This window comes from Streptococcus sp. 1343 (genome assembly GCF_013277355.1).
Classification (GTDB): domain Bacteria; phylum Bacillota; class Bacilli; order Lactobacillales; family Streptococcaceae; genus Streptococcus; species Streptococcus pseudopneumoniae.
The window spans coordinates 1-651 of the sequence record NZ_VMMT01000115.1 but is presented as its reverse complement, the minus strand read 5'-3'; the positions used below and the strand labels follow the sequence as shown (position 1 = coordinate 651).

Here is a 651-nt window from a genome sequence, read left to right as displayed (position 1 = left end):
TTATGCCGAAGACCGGAATCGAACCGGTACGATCGTTACCAATCGCAGGATTTTAAGTCCTGTGCGTCTGCCAGTTCCGCCACCCCGGCCTCTCTAAGCGAACGACGGGATTCGAACCCGCGACCCCCACCTTGGCAAGGTGGTGTTCTACCACTGAACTACGTTCGCACTATTTTCTTCTATCTAAAAATGCCGGCTACATGACTTGAACACGCGACCCTCTGATTACAAATCAGATGCTCTACCAACTGAGCTAAGCCGGCTCATCTATTATATCTCAATGCGGGTTAAGGGACTTGAACCCCCACGCCGTTAAGCGCCAGATCCTAAATCTGGTGCGTCTGCCAATTCCGCCAAACCCGCATATATGACCCGTACTGGGCTCGAACCAGTGACCCATTGATTAAAAGTCAATTGCTCTACCAACTGAGCTAACGAGTCTAAAATAACTTGCGTTACCTTAAACGGTCCCGACGGGAATCGAACCCGCGATCTTCGCCGTGACAGGGCGACGTGATAACCGCTACACTACGGGACCTTTGGGAGTTAACGGGATCGAACCGCTGACCCTCTGCTTGTAAGGCAGATGCTCTCCCAGCTGAGCTAAACTCCCTAGAGCTAAGCGACTTCCCTATCTCACAGGGGGCAACC

The 651-nt window shown here is 52.2% G+C and carries 7 tRNA genes; all 7 read right to left on the bottom strand.

Annotated elements, in window-relative coordinates:
• Nucleotides 1-3: 3 nt before the first annotated feature.
• Nucleotides 4-89, bottom strand: a tRNA-Leu gene (locus HT709_RS11525).
• Between the two features lie 7 nt (nt 90-96).
• Nucleotides 97-168, bottom strand: a tRNA-Gly gene (locus HT709_RS11520).
• Between the two features lie 22 nt (nt 169-190).
• A tRNA-Thr gene (locus HT709_RS11515) sits at nt 191-263 on the bottom strand.
• 18 nt (nt 264-281) lie between these two features.
• Nucleotides 282-363: transfer RNA gene (locus HT709_RS11510), tRNA-Leu, on the bottom strand.
• Nucleotides 364-368: 5 nt separating this feature from the next.
• A tRNA-Lys gene (locus HT709_RS11505) sits at nt 369-441 on the bottom strand.
• Nucleotides 442-465: 24 nt separating this feature from the next.
• Nucleotides 466-538 (bottom strand) — tRNA-Asp (locus tag HT709_RS11500).
• Nucleotides 539-540: 2 nt separating this feature from the next.
• Nucleotides 541-613 (bottom strand) — tRNA-Val (locus tag HT709_RS11495).
• Nucleotides 614-651: the final 38 nt, after the last annotated feature.